The 20057-nt window shown below is 42.0% G+C and carries 25 protein-coding genes; 1 reads left to right on the plus strand and 24 read right to left on the minus strand.

The window, feature by feature from the left end; genetic code table 11:
* Window positions 1–34: 34 nt before the first annotated feature.
* Window positions 35–982, plus strand: coding sequence for a 4-hydroxy-3-methylbut-2-enyl diphosphate reductase (locus ETB99_RS00900; RefSeq protein WP_004889489.1), 948 nt, complete (start codon window positions 35–37; stop codon window positions 980–982).
* 9 nt (window positions 983–991) lie between these two features.
* On the opposite strand, the gene ETB99_RS00905 is transcribed toward ETB99_RS00900, so the two are convergent.
* The 24 genes from ETB99_RS00905 to prmA all read right to left on the minus strand — a co-directional run bounded on the left by ETB99_RS00905 (window position 992) and on the right by prmA (window position 20045).
* Window positions 992–2110 carry a Nif3-like dinuclear metal center hexameric protein gene (locus tag ETB99_RS00905; RefSeq protein WP_077428792.1) on the minus strand — a complete coding sequence of 373 codons (1119 nt, stop codon included), beginning with the start codon at window positions 2108–2110 and terminating at the stop codon, window positions 992–994.
* Window positions 2107–2811: a tRNA (adenine(22)-N(1))-methyltransferase gene (locus ETB99_RS00910; protein ID WP_077428942.1), complete on the minus strand. Its 705-nt coding sequence runs from the start codon at window positions 2809–2811 to the stop codon at window positions 2107–2109. The genes ETB99_RS00905 and ETB99_RS00910 overlap by 4 nt, the downstream gene beginning before the upstream one ends.
* Window positions 2812–2901: 90 nt before the next feature.
* Complete coding sequence (gene cccA / locus ETB99_RS00915; protein ID WP_129000571.1) at window positions 2902–3264, minus strand: cytochrome c550; 363 nt, start codon at window positions 3262–3264, stop codon at window positions 2902–2904.
* 109 nt (window positions 3265–3373) lie between these two features.
* Entirely contained in the window at window positions 3374–3907 is a 534-nt protein-coding gene (locus ETB99_RS00920; protein WP_171699692.1) for a hypothetical protein, read from the minus strand.
* Between the two features lie 74 nt (window positions 3908–3981).
* Window positions 3982–5100: an RNA polymerase sigma factor RpoD gene (rpoD, locus tag ETB99_RS00925; protein WP_171699693.1), complete on the minus strand. Its 1119-nt coding sequence runs from the start codon at window positions 5098–5100 to the stop codon at window positions 3982–3984.
* Window positions 5093–6907 carry a DNA primase gene (dnaG, locus tag ETB99_RS00930; protein WP_171699694.1) on the minus strand — a complete coding sequence of 605 codons (1815 nt, stop codon included), beginning with the start codon at window positions 6905–6907 and terminating at the stop codon, window positions 5093–5095. Before dnaG ends, rpoD begins: the two co-directional genes overlap by 8 nt.
* A gap of 296 nt (window positions 6908–7203) precedes the next feature.
* Complete coding sequence (locus ETB99_RS00935; protein ID WP_004889481.1) at window positions 7204–8010, minus strand: pyruvate, water dikinase regulatory protein; 807 nt, start codon at window positions 8008–8010, stop codon at window positions 7204–7206.
* A 12-nt stretch (window positions 8011–8022) separates the two neighbouring features.
* Window positions 8023–8652 carry a transcriptional regulator CcpN gene (gene ccpN, locus ETB99_RS00940; RefSeq protein WP_171699729.1) on the minus strand — a complete coding sequence of 210 codons (630 nt, stop codon included), beginning with the start codon at window positions 8650–8652 and terminating at the stop codon, window positions 8023–8025.
* A 91-nt stretch (window positions 8653–8743) separates the two neighbouring features.
* Window positions 8744–9505 carry a DNA repair protein RecO gene (gene recO, locus ETB99_RS00945; protein WP_006317857.1) on the minus strand — a complete coding sequence of 254 codons (762 nt, stop codon included), beginning with the start codon at window positions 9503–9505 and terminating at the stop codon, window positions 8744–8746.
* Between the two features lie 19 nt (window positions 9506–9524).
* Window positions 9525–9668, minus strand: coding sequence for a YqzL family protein (locus ETB99_RS00950; protein WP_004889477.1), 144 nt, complete (start codon window positions 9666–9668; stop codon window positions 9525–9527).
* 99 nt (window positions 9669–9767) lie between these two features.
* Window positions 9768–10676 carry a GTPase Era gene (gene era / locus ETB99_RS00955; protein WP_171699695.1) on the minus strand — a complete coding sequence of 303 codons (909 nt, stop codon included), beginning with the start codon at window positions 10674–10676 and terminating at the stop codon, window positions 9768–9770.
* A 67-nt stretch (window positions 10677–10743) separates the two neighbouring features.
* On the minus strand, window positions 10744–11130 hold the full coding sequence (locus tag ETB99_RS00960) for a diacylglycerol kinase family protein (protein ID WP_004889475.1): 387 nt from the start codon (window positions 11128–11130) through the stop codon (window positions 10744–10746).
* Window positions 11131–11136: 6 nt separating this feature from the next.
* Window positions 11137–11604 carry an rRNA maturation RNase YbeY gene (ybeY, locus tag ETB99_RS00965; protein WP_171699696.1) on the minus strand — a complete coding sequence of 156 codons (468 nt, stop codon included), beginning with the start codon at window positions 11602–11604 and terminating at the stop codon, window positions 11137–11139.
* A 56-nt stretch (window positions 11605–11660) separates the two neighbouring features.
* A complete protein-coding gene (locus ETB99_RS00970) occupies window positions 11661–12623 on the minus strand; it encodes a PhoH family protein (RefSeq protein ID WP_077428806.1) in 963 nt (320 codons plus the stop codon).
* A gap of 3 nt (window positions 12624–12626) precedes the next feature.
* The gene (yqfD, locus tag ETB99_RS00975; protein ID WP_171699697.1) at window positions 12627–13811 is read right to left on the minus strand and encodes a sporulation protein YqfD; all 1185 of its coding nucleotides are present in this window, start codon (window positions 13809–13811) and stop codon (window positions 12627–12629) included.
* An 11-nt stretch (window positions 13812–13822) separates the two neighbouring features.
* Window positions 13823–14107, minus strand: a complete 285-nt coding sequence (gene yqfC, locus ETB99_RS00980; protein WP_004889469.1) for a sporulation protein YqfC — start codon at window positions 14105–14107, stop codon at window positions 13823–13825.
* 53 nt (window positions 14108–14160) lie between these two features.
* On the minus strand, window positions 14161–14499 hold the full coding sequence (locus ETB99_RS00985; protein ID WP_171699698.1) for a hypothetical protein: 339 nt from the start codon (window positions 14497–14499) through the stop codon (window positions 14161–14163).
* Window positions 14500–14506: 7 nt separating this feature from the next.
* Window positions 14507–15496 (minus strand): flotillin-like protein FloA, encoded by a 990-nt coding sequence (gene floA / locus ETB99_RS00990; protein ID WP_012574511.1) that lies wholly within the window; start codon window positions 15494–15496, stop codon window positions 14507–14509.
* A complete protein-coding gene (locus ETB99_RS00995) occupies window positions 15493–16155 on the minus strand; it encodes an NfeD family protein (RefSeq protein ID WP_171699699.1) in 663 nt (220 codons plus the stop codon). Before ETB99_RS00995 ends, floA begins: the two co-directional genes overlap by 4 nt.
* Window positions 16156–16247: 92 nt before the next feature.
* Complete coding sequence (locus ETB99_RS01000; protein WP_171699700.1) at window positions 16248–16691, minus strand: GatB/YqeY domain-containing protein; 444 nt, start codon at window positions 16689–16691, stop codon at window positions 16248–16250.
* Between the two features lie 14 nt (window positions 16692–16705).
* Window positions 16706–16879, minus strand: coding sequence for a 30S ribosomal protein S21 (gene rpsU, locus ETB99_RS01005; protein WP_003393897.1), 174 nt, complete (start codon window positions 16877–16879; stop codon window positions 16706–16708).
* Between the two features lie 100 nt (window positions 16880–16979).
* Window positions 16980–18332 (minus strand): tRNA (N(6)-L-threonylcarbamoyladenosine(37)-C(2))-methylthiotransferase MtaB, encoded by a 1353-nt coding sequence (gene mtaB, locus ETB99_RS01010; protein ID WP_171699701.1) that lies wholly within the window; start codon window positions 18330–18332, stop codon window positions 16980–16982.
* Window positions 18333–18342: 10 nt separating this feature from the next.
* A complete protein-coding gene (locus tag ETB99_RS01015) occupies window positions 18343–19092 on the minus strand; it encodes a 16S rRNA (uracil(1498)-N(3))-methyltransferase (RefSeq protein ID WP_171699702.1) in 750 nt (249 codons plus the stop codon).
* Between the two features lie 14 nt (window positions 19093–19106).
* Window positions 19107–20045 carry a 50S ribosomal protein L11 methyltransferase gene (gene prmA / locus ETB99_RS01020; RefSeq protein WP_006317836.1) on the minus strand — a complete coding sequence of 313 codons (939 nt, stop codon included), beginning with the start codon at window positions 20043–20045 and terminating at the stop codon, window positions 19107–19109.
* Window positions 20046–20057: the final 12 nt, after the last annotated feature.

Consider the following 20057-nt stretch of genomic DNA (forward strand, 5'->3'; position numbering starts at 1 on the left):
AAGACGACAAACACGCCAAGAAGGAGCGATCCATATGGAAGTCATTAAAATTACGCCACGCGGATATTGTTACGGAGTCGTTGATGCGATGGTCATCGCCCGCAACGCTGCGCTCGATCCGACGTTGCCAAGACCGATCTACATTTTAGGTATGATCGTTCATAATAAACATGTAACGGACGCGTTTGAAGAAGAAGGAATTATTACACTTGACGGGCCAAATCGACTTGAAATTTTAGAAAACATCGATCATGGCACAGTCATTTTCACTGCCCACGGCGTTTCACCTGAAGTAAAACAACGAGCGAGAGAAAAAGGACTTGTCACCATTGATGCTACATGCCCAGATGTCACAAAGACGCATAATTTGATTCGCGAAAAGGTCGCTAACGGGTATGAAGTCATTTATATCGGTAAAAAGGGACACCCTGAGCCTGAAGGGGCAATTGGCGTTGCCCCACATGCTGTCCATTTAATTGAAACGCCTGAAGATGTAGAACAACTGGATATTCAATCGAAACGCATTATCGTGACAAACCAAACGACAATGAGCCAATGGGACGTGGCACATATTATGGAAAAAGTAAAAGAAAAATATCCTCATGTCGAGATGCATCGTGAAATTTGTTTAGCGACGCAAGTACGGCAAGAGGCGGTCGCTGAACAAGCGAAAGAAGCGGATGTGACGATCGTTGTCGGTGACCCAAGAAGCAATAACTCGAATCGACTCGCACAAGTATCGGAACAGATTGCCGGAACGAAAGCGTATCGTGTTGCAGATGTAACCGAAATCGACATTGAATGGATTAAAGATGCAAAAAAAGTAGCGGTTACTGCCGGAGCATCTACACCAACACCAATTACAAAAGAAGTTATCGACTTTTTGGAGCAATTCGATCCAAACAATCCTGAAACATGGAAACGCGAGCGAAAAGTACCGCTAACAAAAATTTTACCGAAAGTGAAAAAAAGAGGCGAATAAGCCTCTTTTTTATATGAACGTAAACGGCTCTGTATTGGCTTGTGATACATATATATCGATATCAAATTTTTGTTGTGCACACATCGTTTTTAATACGTTTGCAACTCCTTCTTTCATCACCTTTTCGACGTGATGCCCAGGATCAACAACGTTTAAACCAAGCATTAACGCATCATGTGCGACATGATAATATAAGTCACCTGTCACATACACATCAGCACCGCTCATTTTCGCTTGATGAATATATTTATTTCCGTCTCCACCGATAACAGCTACTTTCCGAACGCGATTTGTTAACTCCCCAACGACACGAACTGTCGGCACGCGCAACGATGTTTTCACATGTTGTGCAAATTGCTGTAACGTCATCTCTTCACTTAATGTCCCAATTCGACCAAGTCCATATGTCGTTCCTTTATTGTCAAGCGGATATACGTCGTACGCTACTTCTTCATACGGATGAACTTGTAACATCGCTTGAATGACTTTTCGTTGCAAACGTGCAGGAACAATCGTTTCGATGCGTACTTCTTCTACCGTTTCTAACTTCCCTTGTTGACCAATAAACGGATTTGCTCCTTCTTCTGGTAAAAACGTTCCCATTCCTTCGCTATTGAATGTACAATGGCTATAGTTTCCGATATGTCCCGCACCGGCATCACCAATGGCTTTGCGCACCGCATCTGCGTGTGTGCGTGGCACATATACAACGAGCTTTTTTAGCGGCTCTTCATATGTTGGAACGAGCACATCTACGTTTTGTAATTGCAATGCTTCAGCGAGCCAATCGTTCACACCACCTTTGGCAATATCTAAATTTGTATGCGCAGCATAAATAGCAATATTATGTTTAATACACTTTTCAATCATACGTCCATACGGCTGATCGGTCACAATATGTTTGAGCGGCCGAAAAATCGGTGGATGATGCGCAATAATTAAATCGATCTCATGTTCAATCGCTTCATCGACAACATGTTCTAATACATCTAACGTAATCATAACACGATGAATCGGCTTGTTTAACGTACCGATTTGTAATCCGATTTTATCGCCTTCCATCGCTAAATGTTTTGGAGCAAACTGCTCAAACAACTGGATGATTTCATATCCGTTTGGCGTTTTCATCGTTTTAAAGCCTCCTCTACCATCTGCAATGTTTCGAGAAATTGTTGCTTCTTTTTGATCGCCTCGTCCGTTTTCGCATACTTCAATTGCTCGATGACATTCTGCCAATGTTTCATTTCCATATCCCATTTTTTCCTAAACACTTCATTTCGCTCTTTCAATAAAAACGGACCGAGCAACAGCTCCACATGAAGTTGGGTGTACGGACGATAAGGATCACCACGTTCTGCAACAAGCACTTCGTATATTTGCCCATCCTCTTCCAAGATGCGCTCATCAATTAATTCCCATTCGTTATTTAGTAGCCATTGTCTTACGATATGTGCACCGACATTTGGCTGTAAAATAAGACGTTTTACAGCTTCTAACTTCTCTTTTCCATTTTCTAAAATGTTCGAGATGAGCGTTCCTCCCATTCCGGCTATTGTTATACAATCTACTTCATTAAGCGCTACAACTTGTAGACCGTCTCCTTTGCGAACGGAAATGACGTGAGAAAGCCCGCTCTTTTCGACTTGTTGCTTTGCAGAACGAAACGGTCCATCTGCCACTTCACCCGCAATTGCTTTTGTTATGTATCCGTGCAAATACGCATAACACGGCAAATATGCATGGTCTGAGCCAATATCTGCTAGTACGCTTCCTTTTGGAATAAATGACGCGACCGTTTGTAACCGTTTAGATAGCTGTAATTCGTTCACAAACATCACCCACACTTTTTTCTTCAGTTTATCATGTTTTGCAAAAAACGAAAAATCCCTTCACCGAAGTAAAGGGACTTTTCGCTTCGTTTATTTTAATTCAGAAAGCCATTTTGCCATTTCTTCTGCTTGATCCGCAGGTACTAATCCAGCTGGCATGCTTCCACGACCGTTTACTAACACCTCTTTAATTTGGTCGACAGATAAACGATCGCCCACACCTGTTAATGCTGGGCCAACGCCACCTTCATAGTTCGCACCATGACATGCTATACAGCTTTTCTTGTAAATGTCTTCTGGACCAGCAGCTGCTGTTTCTTCTGTCTTTGCGCCGCCTTCTTTCTCTTTCGCGACTTCTTTCATATCTCCGAGGCCTTTTACAGACAGAAAGAAAATGAGACCAATTCCCATCACCATAATGAGTGCAAATGGGATTAACGGATTGCGATTCATACTTTACCCTCCCTTATGTAATAAAGCATGTTTTTCAAAATGAAAACGTTACAAACAATTTTATTGTACTTTAAATTCCCATAAAGGAAAAGCCCTGTATGTAATTTTTTTAAACGAAAAATGAAGAAAAAAGAAGAATGATGCCAACAACGCCCGAAATGACAAAATACATGAGCGAAAAACGCCAACCGATCAACAACCAAACAAAACAATTACATATGACTGTGATCGCTAACGCACTCGTGCTTTCAGAAAAGAAAATATCTGATACGCGAATCGAAAGAAGAAGAAGCGACAAAGCACCCACAATGAGAGCGATATGGGTGAGCATTTTATGTTGTACAAAAAAACGAACGGTCATAAAACAAATTATGACAAAAAGTGACAAAATGAGCGTTTGCAAAACGAACGACAATTCAGTAAAATAAATGACAAGAAGGGCAAACGGCAAAAAGACACCGATCATTATCACCGTCACTCGAATAGCCCATGCCGGAACTTGCTTCGTTGGCTGTTCAACACCGTCGCGATTCCCTTCCGTATACAACGCAAGCAAAAAGTCGCAATATTGTTCCGGTAGCAATCGCGTTTGTTTCCAATATTTAATTTCATTAATAATGATTTCTTTTCGTTTTTGTTCCATTGAATACGCATTCCTTCCTAAATAAAGAAATAGCTTACTTCCATTGTAAGAAGTAAACTATTTCTTGTAAACGGTTATTCTAAAAAGTCTTTTAAACGTTTGCTTCGGCTTGGATGACGCAGTTTCCGCAACGCTTTTGCTTCAATTTGACGAATGCGTTCGCGCGTGACGCCAAACACTTTTCCGACTTCTTCGAGCGTTCGCGTACGTCCGTCATCAAGGCCAAAGCGAAGACGAAGCACATTCTCTTCCCGATCTGTTAGCGTATCTAATACGTCTTCAAGCTGTTCTTTCAATAGTTCATACGCGGCGTGTTCGGCTGGAGATGTCGCATCTTGATCTTCAATAAAATCGCCTAAATGTGAATCATCTTCTTCACCAATTGGCGTTTCAAGCGACACAGGTTCTTGAGCAATTTTTAAAATCTCGCGCACCTTTTCTGGCGTTAAATCCATCTCTTCTGCAATTTCTTCTGGAGATGGCTCGCGTCCTAAGTCTTGTAAAAGCTGGCGCTGAACGCGAATAAGCTTATTAATTGTCTCAACCATATGAACAGGAATACGGATCGTGCGTGCTTGGTCAGCAATCGCCCGCGTAATTGCTTGGCGAATCCACCATGTTGCATATGTGCTGAATTTATATCCTTTGCGGTAATCAAATTTTTCGACCGCTTTAATTAAGCCCATATTCCCTTCTTGAATTAAGTCAAGAAAGAGCATACCGCGACCGACATAACGTTTTGCAATGCTCACAACAAGGCGAAGGTTTGCTTCAGCTAGGCGACGTTTGGCTTCTTCGTCACCTTGCTCAATGCGTTTTGCTAACTCAATTTCTTCCTCTGCCGACAATAACGGAACGCGACCAATTTCTTTTAAATACATACGAACAGGGTCATTAATTTTTACACCAGGCGGAACGCTTAAATCGTTTAAATCGAACTCTTCGTCTTTTAAATCATCGAAGTCCGAGTCATCTAAATCCGTATCATCTAGATCAGATTCACCGACAACTTCGATCCCTTGCTCATTTAAATACTCATAATATTCATCCATTTGATCGGAATCGAGATCAAACGGGGATAATCGCTCGGCAATTTCTTCATAGGTAAGAACACCACGTTTTTTACCTAGTTCAACTAATTGTTCTTTTACTTGTTCTAACGTTAAATCGGAATGTGTTGACTTTTCAGCCATTTATTCCCCTCCTTCCAAAATACAAAAACTTTCGCATCGCAATCATTTCGCTAGCAATACGTTTCGCGCGCTCATAATCTTTTTGACGTTCAGCTTCACGCAGTTCTGCTTCTTTTTGTTTAAGCAACTGCTCTTTCGGATAATTGAGCACGCATTGGAGGTAATCTTGTAACTCAGCCGATGAAATATTTTCGTTAATTGGCATCATCGACAATTCCGTAACAATGCGTTTTAGCTGCGAATCATGAATGCGTTCAAGCAACGAGCTCACATCGGGTTCGTGTCCTTCTTCGTAAAACGCATATACATAAGCAGCAATAGCGCGATGCTCCTCGATGTTGAACGCGCCTTCGATCGCCTCTTGTACCGTAAATGCGATCGATTTGTCGCGCAACATATGGGCAATTAACATTCGCTCCGCTTTTTGAAAAGCTGGTAGTAATTTCGCCTTCGCAGGTAAGATGACTGTTTCACGGCGCTCTTGTTTACGTTCTATTTGCTGTTTCTTTCCGTGAATCATCATTTGTTCCCGTAACGCATCGAGAGAGATCGAAAACTCATCCGCTAGTTGTCGCAAATAATAATCGGCTTCGACAGCATTAGATAAGCGACTAATTTCTCTGACTGCTTCTTCAATATAACGAAGCCGTTCGCTTTCATTTTGCAAATGACGTCCGCGCTTCAAATATTCTAGCTTAAATGCGGTAAGCGATAAGCTCGCGTCAAGCACATGATGACGAAAGCGGTCAGCACCATATTTGCGCACGTACTCATCAGGATCGAGCCCGTCTGGTATCATCGCTACCTTAACATAACAACCAGCTTCCGTAAGCGTCTCGGAAGCCCGAAGCGCAGCATCTATTCCAGCTCGATCACCATCGTAGCACACAATGACAGATGAAGCATTGCGCCGAAGCATGCGTGCCTGTTCTTCTGATAAGGCTGTTCCCATCGTTGCTACCGCATGGGAAATGCCAGCTTGCACAGCAGCAATGACATCCGCAAATCCTTCAAATAACACCACTTGCTGCTTTTGGCGCATCGGTAACCGTGCCTCATGGAAGTGATATAAGGTGTTGCGTTTGTTGAAAATAAGTGTTTCAGGACTATTTAAGTATTTCGGCTCTTCGTTTCCGATCGCCCTTCCTGAGAAAGCAACCGTCTCTCCGTGATGATTGTGAATCGGAAACATAATGCGGTGTCGAAAACGATCAAAGTATGAGTCCTCGCCTGACTTTTTTACAATTAACCCTGCCCTTTCCATAAGGGGAAGCGAAAAACCTTTATTTGTTAAAAATGTGACGGTCGCATTCCAAGCTGGCAAAGCGTAGCCAATCTCAAACTGTTCAATGATTTCGCGGGTAAAGCCTCTTTGAAGCAAATAATTTAATGCTTCTTCTCCTTCATTTGTATGCATAAGCAAATGATGATAAAACTTTTTTAGCAACTCGTGCGCAGCAATCATCGTAGCTGTTTCTGTTCGCTCAGTTGGCAAATGATCATCAACGACGTGCGACAAATCAACATTTGCTCGTGGTGCTAGCCGTTTGACAGCTTCGATAAAAGAAACCCCTTCAATTTCCATCAAAAATGAAAACACATTTCCACCTGCCCCACAACCGAAACAATGGTAAATTTGCTTTTCAGGTGAAACGGAAAAAGAAGGTGTTTTCTCTCCGTGGAAAGGACATAACCCAAAGTAGTTGCGCCCTTGCTTTTTTAGTGAGACATACTGTTGAACGATGTCTACAATATCGACTGAGCGACGGATGTGCTCAACCGTTTCTTCAGGAATGCGTTGTCCCATATTTCAACAACTCCAAACATATTTCGACAAAACGTGTGGCTTTGTCCCAACGGTTTTGTATGTTTTTATTCTCCATCGCGCGAAACAATCCTTCTTTTTAAGAAAAAAATATTGTCGAAAATCCCGATGTATTGTCACTTGACAATTAGCTATAAATAGTTTATTCGTCCTATGTTCAGTCTAAACCTGTTTTATCACAATTTTTTATTATAATATAAAAAACGTTAGTTGGCTATACAAATGTTTTTATAAAAAGGAAAAGCACATATCACACGTTGTGACTGTGCTTCACTTGTTTATTTTTCTCTTTTGCGCATAATATTTATAATGACATTTGCTGTTTCTTCAACGGCTTTGTTTGTTACATCGATAACTTCACAACCAATTTTCTTTACAATTTCATCAAAATATTGCAACTCTTCTTTAATTCGGTCAATGTTTGCGTAAATGGCACGATCATCTAATCCAAGTGATTTCAAACGCTCTCGGCGAATTTCATTTAACTTTTCTGGACTAATTTTTAGACCGAAACATTTTTTAGGCGAAACTTGAAATAGTTCTTCAGGCGGATCGACTTCTGGAACGATCGGCACGTTCGCGACTTTAAAACGTTTATGGGCTAAATATTGCGATAGTGGTGTTTTCGAGGTGCGCGATACCCCAATTAAAACGATATCAGCTCGCAAAATGCCACGAGGATCACGTCCATCATCATATTTTACCGCAAATTCGATCGCTTCAATTTTTCGGAAATAGTCTTCATCTAATACACGAACAGGACCTGGTTCACAACGTGGTGCCATTTGAAATAGTTGTTCCATTTGTTCAATGAGCGGTCCAATAATATCGTATACAGGAACTCCTTCACGTGCTGCCTCCGCTAATAAAAATTGACGCATCTCGGGTATAACTAATGTAAAGACGATAATTCCTCGGTTCATTTTTGCTAAAGCGACAACCTCTGATAGCGTTCCAACATCTTCTACGTACGGAACACGACGAAATTGAACGAGCGCTCCTTGAAACTGGCTCGCTGCTGCTTTCACAACGAGTTCGGCCGTCTCCCCTGCTGAATCGGATACGACATATACGATTTGACTCATATTTTTCCCCCTTTAAAGCACGTCTTCTTTTGCTAACGCGACAAGCACCTTTGTCATGTTTGTTTTTGTAATACGTCCAATGACTTCATACCCTTTGTCGACTTTTTTAACGACTGGCATCGCATCAATTTGTTTTTCAATTAGCTTTTGGGCGACATCAATCAATAAATCATCTTTTTCACAAAATGTAATATTCGGCATTCGCGTCATAATGATATTGACAGGAATAGACGTCAACTCCTGTTTTCCGATGCTGGCGCGCAGCAAATCTTTTCGGGATAGCACACCGACAAGCAGCGACTCTTCATCCACAACAAACAACGTTCCGACATCTTCTAAAAACATCGTAACAATCGCATCATAAACGCTCATGTTTTCATGAATGACAACCGGAATGGATTGATAGTCGCTCACCTTCATTTTCTTAATTTTATCAGCAAGCAACTGTGTCCCTGTTTTTCCTGTATAAAAATAGCCAACACGAGGTCTCGCTTCTAAATACCCTGCCATCGTTAAAATCGCTAAATCCGGACGTAACGTCGCACGTGTTAAGTTGAGCTTTTCAGCAATATGCTCCCCAGTAATTGGGCCGTGATCTTTGACGATTTGCAAAATTTGTTCTTGACGTTTATTGAGTTCGATTGTCGCTCACCACCTTACAATAGGCTACATTATAACATCATATTATAATTCATCTTCGTATTTTGCAAACAAAAGTGGGAAGCGGACAACGTTATATTTGTCCGCTTTTACCGTCCAACGTATGTAGTTGCTGTAAAAAACGTTTCGTCTTCAGCGAAAGGCCCGAATATTCGTCGTAATAAGCTGAAATAATCGTTTTTATTTGTTGTTTCGTTTCCGATTTGACAGCGATTTGACCGATGCGAGACAAATCAACGTAGTAAAAAAGGCGAAGTAATTTTAAAACCGATGGGGTCATCGGAATGCGGTGTGGATCGTGCTCAAAACAGCGGTGACACAAAAATCCTCCTTGTGCAATCGAAAAAGCAAACGTCCCTTCTTTTTCTCCGCAAATGGCACAGCCGTCTAACTTCGGATATAGCCCGAATGCCGGAAGCAGCTTCATCTCGTATATATACGTCAACACTTCCGCATCGAGTCCTTCGTTCATATATGTGAGCGTTTGTAAAAGAAGTTCAAATAAATATGGATTCGGACGTCTTTCTTCTGTTGCTTTATCCGTCAATTCGACAATGTATGAAGCGTATGCTGTTAAAAAAATGTCTTCACGTATATGGCGCATCGTTGAAAGCAATTCTCCTTGATGCAAGCTTCCAACCCCGCGACTTTTTTGAATTAAAAATATACCGTATGTAAATATTTGCGTGACAGAAGAAAGGCGGCTGCTCGGCTTTTTTGCTCCACGTGCCATCGCAGCAACCTTCCCCCATTCGCGCGTAAATATTGTGACGATTTTATTCGTCTCTCCATAGTCAATTGTTCGAATGACAATTCCTTCGCATTTTTCAAACATACAACATAACCTTCCAAAGTTACAGGACGTGGTAATCTCGTTCACTTAAATGATACGTAGAATCGCTCGCCTGCTCTTTCGTTTCGCGTTCTAGCTCCTTAAACAAAAGATACGTGTCAATATTTCCTGTTTGACTAAATAGCTTCCACGTAAAATCGAGCATCGAACCACACCTTTCTCTCGTTAGTTGACGGTGATTGAGCAGCTCACTTGTAGTTTGTCCGTTTGTCGCTGTCACAATGTTATTTAAAATTTTACAGCATTAATATTCATCTTCACGATAGCCAAGGTCTCGCAAATGTGCCATTTTATTACGCCAATCTTTTTGTACCTTCACCCACAACTCTAAAAACACTTTCGAACCGAGTAGCGCTTCGATATCAGCACGTGCACGTTGACCGATTTCCTTTAACATTTGACCGCGTTTGCCAATAATAATTCCCTTTTGCGAATCACGTTCAACGATAATTGTCGCCGCCACATATACGGTATCGCTATTTTCCCGACGTTCAATCGAATCGATGACAACTGCAATGGAATGTGGTACTTCTTCGCGCGTTAAATGGAGCGCTTTTTCACGAATAAATTCGGCGATAATAAATCGCTCCGGGTGATCTGTCACTTGATGCGCAGGATAATACTGCGGTCCTTCAGGTAAGTAGTTTTTAATTTGCTGCAACAACGTTTCTACGTTATTTCCTTGCAACGCTGAAATAGGAATGACTTCGGCAAACGAATGGAGTGAGCGATATTGCTCAATCAGCGGTAATAGATCATCAGGATGCACTTCATCAATTTTATTAATGACTAAAAACACTGGCGTTTGTACTTGTTTTAAACGTTCAATAATAAACTCGTCACCGCGGCCGAGCCCTTCTACAGCATTCACCATAAATAAAATTAAATCAACTTCTTGCAACGCGCTTTGCGCTACTTTCACCATAAAGTCGCCAAGCTTATGTTTCGGCTTATGAATGCCTGGCGTATCAATGAAAATGATTTGTGCGTCATCTGTTGTGTATACACCTTGAATTTTATTGCGCGTCGTTTGCGGTTTATCGCTCATAATCGCAATTTTTTGCCCGATGACGCGATTTAAAAATGTAGATTTCCCTACATTTGGTCGTCCGATAATTGCTACGAATCCTGATTTATATCCTTCCTGAATCATAAAAACCTCCATCGCATAAAGTTATGCTTGATTTTTATTTTACCAAAATATGAGCGCGATTTCACTACTATTTATGAAAATGTAAAGAATTTTTAAAAAATACATGCAAATAAGGCAAAAAAATGGAAATACCGATAATGATAGAAAGAAAAGCAAAGACAAGTACGGCACCAGCTGCTAAGTCTTTTGCTTCCTTTGCCAATGGTCGATACTCATCCGTCACTAAATCGACCGCCCGTTCTATTGCGCTATTGACAATTTCCAAGCTGATAACGATACCGATCGTTATCAGCAACACAAGCCATTCCATTTTCGAAACGCGAAATACCGCTGCAGCGACGATCACAATAATCGCGGCTACGAGATGAATGCGCATATTTCGCTCATAACAAACCGCAAGACGAACCCCATTTAAAGCATACCATACGCTAGTGACAAATCGTTTCCAACGCACAATCGATCATCTCGTTAAGCCGAACTGTTGTAATAATTGCTCTTGTTTTGCAAACATTACTTTCTCTTCTTCTTCCGTTTCATGATCGTAACCGAGTAAATGTAAAAAACCGTGTACAGCTAGAAAACCGAGTTCGCGCATAAACGAATGACCGTATTGTTCTGCCTGCTCACGCGCTTTTGGAACGGAAATAATAATATCTCCAAGCACAGGTGGTACATCTATACCGACAATTTCAATTTCTTCTTCACCCATCTCCTCAAGGGCGAACGAAATAACATCGGTCGGCTGATCTTTTCCGCGATAATCGCGATTAATTTCGCGAATTTTTTCATTATCAACAAACGTGACGCTCACTTCTGCATCATCTGGCACATGCTCCTCTTTTGCAGCGTGTTGCAATAATTGCTCAATGAGATTAATCTGCTCTTCGGTCATCTCATTCGTTTCATCCATAAAGTCAATAATTAACATATTCTTCCCTCTCTCCGTTAAAGTGCAAAAAGGACCCACATGAGTGCGGGTCGCATTTACATTCCTGCATCTTCATATGCGGCGATAATTTTGCCGACAAGCGGATGGCGTACAACATCAGCTTGCTCCAAAAAGACGAATGAAATTCCGTTTACATTCGTTAAGATATCTTTTGCAACCGCAAGTCCAGAACGAACACCTTTTGGTAAATCCACTTGCGAAATATCGCCGGTAATGACCATTTTCGAGCCAAAACCAAGGCGCGTTAAAAACATTTTCATTTGCGAAGGGGTCGTATTTTGTGCCTCGTCTAAAATGACAAACGCATCATCTAACGTTCTACCGCGCATATAGGCAAGCGGGGCAATTTCAATTGCACCGCGTTCAATTAATCGTTGTGTATGTTCGTGACCGAGCACGTCATGAAGCGCATCGTAAAGCGGACGTAAATACGGATCAACTTTCTCCTTTAAATCTCCCGGCAAAAAACCTAAATTTTCACCCGCTTCCACAGCAGGACGCGTTAAAATAATGCGTTTGACTTGTCCGTTTTTCAATGCCTGTACAGCCATCACAACCGCTAAATACGTCTTTCCTGTTCCTGCTGGCCCGATACCAAAAATTAAGTCGTGGCGCTGGATAGCCGATACATATTGACGCTGACCGAGCGTTTTGACGCGAATCGCTTTTCCTTTCGCATTTTTTCCAATTTCTTCGTTGTACAGTTCAACGAAATAAGAAATCGTTCCGTTTTTCGCCATTTGTAGCGCATAAAGCACATCTCGTTCGCTAATCACAATGCCTTTACGAATAACAAGCAACAAATGGCGAAGCAACTCATCAACAAGCTCAACATGTTGCTTGCTTCCTGACACGCTTATCGCTTCTCCGCGCGTCACAATTGAAACACCGAGCTCTTGCTCAATGCGCTTTAAATGAACATCGTGCGTACCAAATAAAGCGAGCGCTTCATCTGCATTTTGTACGTTAGGATAAATCGTGACAAACTGTTCCGACATTCCTCAATCTCCTTGAATAATTGGTTGTGGTGTCGCAATGTTTTCAATGACTTGGTAATGCATTTCTACTTTTACTTTACCATTCTCCTTCGTCTCATGCAAAACTTTTTCACCTTGGATGGTCGCATCCGAAGGCAGCTGTCGCTTTAACTGTTCACGCGCGATTTGTTTCGCCACTTTCCTTGCTTGATCGTATGAATATTCACGAACAGCGATTTCTTTTTCGTGCCACACTACTTTTTCATAGCGAATCGGTAACGTCCATGTCAAGAAACGAAACGTTTTTTCATCGACTTGTTTTTCAAATGTTGAAAATTTCTCTTTATGATTCCAAAAAAATGGGATTTTCCACGACCAAAAACGAACGTAATGTGTTTCGCGTTTTTTCCCTGTCAACATATAAAACGTCGTTTTTAACGGAACGACAACTGTAGACTTGTACCACGTCTCACCTAAAATTTGACCGCGCGCTGGCACGATCTTTGTTTGTCCTTCTTTCCCAATAAATCCAGAAACGAGTAGTTGTCCCGGAACGACATGATCATTTATTTCTACAACTGCTTGCCCTTGCTCAACAAACATATACGTAATAACCGCTTTTTTCTTTGCAACAAGATGTTGGGGGGTATTCGATTTCGTTTCTGTCGGTTGCTTTTTTTCAACGACTCGGCAATATAGCGTTGTTCCACGCCATTCAACACCAATCCATGTTACCGCGTCCATATTCATTAACGTACGCTGGATCGTTTCGGGACTCGGAATCACGAACTGTAGCGCACCACGTTCAACCCCCATCTTTTTTAATTGTTGCCTCACCGTATGTTCTACTTCTGGATTTGCTCCTGTGATTTCAATGCGCCAAATCATATTAGACAATAAAAAAATGATGCATATAAAAGCAACTAGTCCGACAACGATACCGCTATTTTTCCATGACGCTTTCAACCAAAACGGTGCCCCATGCCGTTCAAGCACATATAGCTTACAACCACTTTTACGCATCACTACTCGCACGTGGCGAATATCGCGAAGAAGTATATAACACGTGAGCGAATGTTCCCCCTCTCGCCTCACGTTCCATACGTATATCCCTCGGCGTGTAAATTCATTTAATAACCGTTCTAATCCTTTTCCAACAATACGTATGCGCAAGTTGCCTGACATTCGATACATCCACTCGTTTTTCACACCCGCCCCCCCTATTCTTCTAAATATAATACTTGACTAATTTTCCCTTCGAGCAAAATTTCTTCTGGCAAAATCGTTTTAATGCTAAACGATTCCCCTTTAACAAGTAGCTGACCATTTTTTAACAACAAGCGTAATTCGCGATCTGTAAACAGAAGTAAACCGCGATGGTTTTCTATGTAAATATGAATATGCCCAATCATCGTAATGCGGGGGAGGTCAGCGACAACGTCCGCAGGCAGCTCCATTTGATTTGTTAACCATTGTCGCATTTTGTTTTTCCATTTTCCGATCATAAACAAAACCCCCTTTCATCTCATATGTATGAGCGAAATGGGGGTTATAGCACTTATTTTCTACCGTACGGAAGCTTTGCGCGCGGCGGACCGAGTACCTCTGAAAAGATCACACCTTGCACGAGCGGATGTGTCGGCAATTGTTTCGTCTTTTTATGTTGCTCTTCTGCTGGCTGTGATACAGTCATTTGCTCTTGCACCTTCTTAACTGGACGCGTCGTCACTTTCGGTTCTACTTCTGTCACAACGACCGTTGTTTTTTGTTCTTGCTGTTGTGTTCGTTCAACTGTTTCCTCCACAGTTTTGATGCGTTTTCCAATCCAAGAAATAAACGCTCCTAAAATAAAGACGACAAATATGTTATCAAGAAGCCAATCGATGAGCGTCATCATTTATTCCTCACCTTTTTTCTTCATCTGGGTTTTGTGTAAGTTTCCCAATCGAATCACGCATATTCGTGTCCGCCATAATGTTTTTTAAGTTCATGTAATCCATGACACCAAGCTTACCCGAACGGAGTGCTTCTGCCATCGCAAGCGGCACTTGCGCTTCGGCTTCCACGACTTTCGCCTGCATTTCTTGCACGCGTGCTTTCATTTCTTGTTCAAGTGCAACTGCCATCGCCCGACGCTCTTCCGCTTTCGCTTGTGCAATCTTTTTGTCCGCTTCCGCTTGGTCTGTTTGCAATTCTGCACCAATATTTTTCCCAATATCAATATCTGCAATATCGATCGATAAAATCTCAAACGCCGTTCCTGAGTCTAACCCTTTTGCTAAAACAGTTTGTGAAATCATATCTGGGTTTTCAAGCACTTTTTTATGATCGTCTTGAGAGCCGATGGTAGAAACAATACCTTCTCCTACGCGTGCAATAATCGTTTCTTCTCCCGCACCACCAACCAATCGATCAATATTTGCTCTTACAGTAATGCGCGCTTTCGCCTTCACTTCAATGCCGTCCATCGCCACGCCAGAAATGAACGGCGTTTCAATGACTTTTGGATTGACGCTCATTTGTACCGCTTCTAATACATTTCGTCCTGCTAAATCGATTGCCGCACAACGTTCAAACGTTAAATTAATATTCGCTCGCTGTGCAGCGATTAAAGCGTTAACGACACGGTCAACATTTCCTCCGGCTAAATAGTGGCTTTCTAACTGGTTAGTCGTGACATCAAGCCCTGCTTTTTTTGCCTTAATTAGTGGATTAATGACACGTGATGGAATGACGCGGCGTAAACGCATCCCAATAAGCGTAAAAATACTAATAGGCACACCAGAAGCAAGCGCGGAAATCCAAAGCATAACTGGAACGAACGAAAAGAATACAGCTAATAACACAAGCCCTAACGCAATTGCAATAATAAATAAAAGTTGATCAGGTGTCATACGACTTCCTCCTCTTTTTTACATTCTCGAACGACGACTTTTAACCCATCTACATGAATAACTTCAATTGGTCGATGTCGTTCAATATATTCTCCTTCTGTGACAACATCTACACGTTCGCCATCAATGAGCGCTGTTCCTGCTGGCCGCAATACAGTGATGGCCACTCCGCGTTTCCCGACTAAATCCATACGTGCCTCATGGGACACATATCCTTCTTCATTCCGCTGTTCGTCGGTCAGCACTATTTTTTCAAAAAGCGCCATCTTCTTTTTGCTTACTCGGCTAAGCCATAATCCCATCATAAGCGCACCCACAATGGCTACTGCTAACGACATCGTAACAAATGGGGAATGTTTTGCTGCCAAAAATAAACTCCACACGAGCGTACCGAGCCCGAGAAAACCAATGACGCCACCTGGCACAAACAACTCAATGACTAACAAAATAAGACCAATAGCAAACAACATCATCGCCCCAACGCCGGTTAAACCAGCTGCTAAATGCGATGAGAAAAAAAGCAAAAAGCAAATGAGGCTTCCCGTTCCTTTCCATCCCCAGCGCGCATCGTACAGTTGCCAAACAAACAACACGCTACCAGCGATGAGCAGAAGCGCAGCAAGAAACGGATGCGTGAAAGCAACAATTAGACTAGCCATCCTTTTTCCTCCCTTCACCTTTTATTATGTACGTATGGAAAGAAAAAAAGTTTCAAAAAATAGAAAAACACCTTACGAACTCGTAAGGTGTTTTAGCTTAAATGTTGTTGAACAAGTTTGTTTACGAGCGAGCCGTCAGCTTTTCCTTTCACTTTCGGCATGATCGCTCCCATCACTCTACCTATATCCGCTTTTGAGGAAGCACCGACTTCGGCAATCGTTTCTTTTACGATTTGCACAAGCTCTTCTTCGCTCAACTGCTTCGGCATGTAAAGTTCAAGAACCGTAATTTCTTCCTTGACTTTATCAACAAGGTCTGTGCGACCAGCTTTTTCAAATTCTTGGAGGGAGTCTTTACGCTGTTTTAATTCGCGAGAAAGTACGGTTAATTCTTCATCCTCGGTCAACGTTTTGCCAAGTTTAATCGCTTCATTTTGTAAAGCGGATTTCACCATACGAATGACCGACAATTTGTCCTTCTCTTTGTTTTTCATCGCTTGTTTCATATCATTGTTCAAACGTTCGAGAAGACTCATAAATACACCCTCTTTTAATATTTGCGCTTTCTAGCCGCTTCAGACTTTTTCTTACGTCTTACGCTTGGCTTTTCATAGAATTCGCGCTTTCTTGCTTCTTGCAACGTACCTGTTTTGGAAACCGCACGTTTGAAGCGACGAAGAGCATCTTCAAGCGACTCGTTTTTACGAACGATCGTTTTTGACATCCTACTTCCCTCCCTCCGAACAAAACCGCTAATCCTTGGTACATGTTAAAACATGTACTTTCAAAGTATAATATAACCAAGCTCATAAGTCAACTTCTTTTTATGAGCTTAGCCGAATGGCTTCATGAGCATCGTCAATGACACGAACAAATTCCCCTTCGTTATATGGATAGCCTGCTTTTGTAATTTTCACTTTCACGAGTTGACCGACCATTTCTTCTGTTGCTGGGAATTTCACTTTTAAATAGTTATCCGTATAACCGACGTATAACCCACTCGCTGGATCTTCTTTGTAAAGCTCTTCTGGAATGACTTCAAGCACTTGTCCTTCAAACTTTGATGCGTACTCTTTCGCTAGCTGATCGGAAAGTGCAATTAAACGATGCACGCGCTCGTTTTTCACTTCTTCATCGACTTGATCTGGCATTCTTGCGGCTGGTGTGCCTGTCCGTTTTGAGTATGGAAAGACATGCAGTTCGGAGAAGCGTTGCTCGCGAATAAATTCATATGTTTCCATAAATTCTTCTTCCGTCTCCCCAGGGAAACCGACGATGACATCTGATGTTACAGCTAAGTCTGGAAATACTTCACGTAAACGAGCTAGTCTCTCCGCAAAAAATTCAGTTGTATATTTGCGGCGCATTCGCTTTAACACCGCGTTTGAACCAGATTGCAACGGAATGTGTAAATGACGGACGATTTTATCCGATTGTCTCAATACGTCGATCACTTCATCTGTAATTTGGCTCGCTTCAATCGATGAAATGCGCAAACGTTTTAATCCTTTTACTTGCTCATCAATATCGCGCAACAACATGGCGAAATTGTAATCTTTCATATCTTCTCCATATCCACCTGTATGAATGCCCGTCAATACAATTTCTTTATAGCCCGCGTCAACGAGTTGTTGCGCCTGACGAATAACTTCTTTCGGATCGCGCGAGCGCATTAAACCGCGCGCCCATGGAATAATGCAAAACGTACAAAAGTTATTGCACCCTTCTTGAATTTTTAGCGACGCCCGCGTTCGATCGGTAAATGCAGGCACATCAAGCTCTTCATATACACGCGTTTTCATAATATTGCGCACACCGTTAATTGGCTGGCGTTGTTGTTTAAACTGCTCAATGTACTCTAAAATTTTGCCGCGATCTTGTGTCCCGATGACAATATCGACACCGGGAATCGCCATAACTTCCGCTGGAGACGTTTGCGCATAACAGCCCGTTACGCATACGACTGCATCAGGATTGCGGCGCACCGCGCGACGAATGACTTGACGGCTTTTTTTATCGCCTGTATTCGTTACTGTACACGTATTAATAACGTATACATCTGCGTGGCTTTCAAAGTCTTTTCGCTCGTATCCTGCTTGTTTAAATAACTGCCAAATCGCTTCTGTTTCGTAATGATTCACTTTGCATCCTAACGTATGAAATGCAACCGTTGGCATGTAGATCACCTCACTTAAGTTCCCATTCATAAGATACAGCGGATAATGCATATAATGGCGCTGTCTCTGCCCGTAAAATACGTGGTCCAAGACTGCATGCGACGAATCCATGTTCTTTTAATAACGCCACTTCTTGTTCAGAGAGGCCTCCTTCTGGTCCAAAAACGATGAGGAGAGAGTCCTCTTTGTTCATCGTTTGAAGAAGATGAGCAAACGAACGGTGACGTCCTTCTTTCGCCTCTTCTTCATACGCAATATATTTATAATTGATGTCGCGCGCCCATGCAATAAGTTCACGAATCGTCATCGGAGCATAAACAGGTGGCATGTAAGCTCTGTGCGACTGTTCAGCCGCTTCTTTCACGATTTTTTGCCAACGTTCCACTTTTTTATCCCCTTTTTTCTCGTCCCATTTCACGACCGAACGAGAGGTGATAAGCGGAAGAAACCCTTTTGCTCCAAGCTCTGTTCCTTTTTGTAAAACGAGTTCGTATTTATCTCCTTTTAGCAATCCGCTTGCGACATATACGTGTACAGGAAGTTCAACGTTTGCCTCTATCCATTGTATAATACGGCAGCGCACAAAATCATTGGAAATTTGTTCGATCTCACAAAGCATCGTTTCACTACGTTCATTACAACAAAGAAGGCGATCCCCTTCATTCATGCGCATCACCCGTCCGATATGATGGACGTCATCGCCAGAAATCATGACGTGATCGCCAACGATTTGCTCGTTACGTACAAAATATCGTTGCAACACGAACACCCTTTTTATTGTTTTTTCGCAATAAACGCAACCCAGTCTTCCATCGTTAACGTTTCTTCAATGGTAAAACCAGCACGAAGAAGCCCTTCCTTCACTTCTTGTTTTTTCGTTTGAATGATACCTGATGTAATAAACACACCATCTGAACGCAACAGACGATACGCATCGTCGACAAAACGAAGAATAATTTCAGCTAAAATATTTGCGACGATGACATCTGCTTGTTCATCCATTCGATCAAGTAAATTGTTTTGCGAAACGGTGACAACATCGTGCACTTTATTCAACTTCACGTTCAATTTTGCACTTTCTACTGCCACAGGATCTAAATCGAGCGCATGGACACGCTTTGCCCCTAACATCGCAGCCGCAATGCTTAAAATGCCTGATCCCGTACCGACATCAACCACTACATCCCCTTTTTTCACTGTTTTTTCGAGCGCTTGAATACACATGACTGTTGTCGGATGCGTGCCTGTACCAAACGCCATGCCCGGATCTAATTCAATAATTAATTCATCGCTTGAAACCGGTTCATACGTTTCCCATGTCGGAACGATCGTAAATCGCTCAGAAATTTTGACCGGATTGTAATACTTTTTCCACGCTGTTGCCCATTCCTCTTCATTCACTTCGCTAATTGTAATTTTATTTCGTCCAATGTCGATGTTATATAACATTAAGTTATTAATCGCTTGTTTAATTTCTTCGACCGTTTCACCTAAAAAACTATTCACCGGTAAATATGCTTTAATAATGACGCCTTCTTCGGGGTAATCGTCAGGATTGAGTTGGTAGATTTCCCCGTAAGTCGTTTCTCGTTCTTTCGTTAGTTCAAACGGATCTTCAATGACGACACCACCAGCACCTGCTTCGTGTAAAATATTTGAAATTGCCTCGACCGCTTCGTGTGTTGTATGAATGCTTATTTCTGACCATTTCATAAATCCACCAAC

It is taken from the genome of Anoxybacillus sp. CHMUD, assembly GCF_013096965.1.
Lineage (GTDB): Bacteria > Bacillota > Bacilli > Bacillales > Anoxybacillaceae > Anoxybacillus > Anoxybacillus kestanbolensis_A.